The following is a 267-nucleotide window of genomic DNA, read 5'->3' as shown; positions in this document are numbered from 1 at the left end:
CCCACCTTCTCCACCCAACGCCGCGTCACCCTCACATCATTCTTTACAACTAACACCTCATCCCCCCACCCTCCACCAATTCCACCGTTACACCCTCCCCCAAATCCCCCATTATCCCCCAACCTCACAAACCCAATTCCCTCCAACCCCCAATATTCAACCCTTCCATCCCTCCAACCATTATCCACAACCATAATTTCCTATCACCCAGGCTCACCCCACTATTCTCTTATCCCATCAATCCAACCCCTCATCACATCCACTCCC

1 pseudogene is annotated in these 267 nt (G+C 52.4%); it reads right to left on the bottom strand.

Features of this window, described 5'->3' with window-relative positions:
* Positions 1-194, bottom strand: a pseudogene (locus tag FS628_RS32250) (glycosyltransferase family 2 protein); the annotation flags it as partial.
* Positions 195-267: the final 73 nt, after the last annotated feature.

Origin of the sequence: Paenibacillus xylanexedens (assembly GCF_007676705.1) — a bacterium.
GTDB classification, from domain to species: Bacteria; Bacillota; Bacilli; order Paenibacillales; family Paenibacillaceae; genus Paenibacillus; species Paenibacillus xylanexedens_C.
The sequence above is the reverse complement of the archived record's forward strand: the minus strand, read 5'-3'. Positions and strand labels throughout refer to the sequence as shown.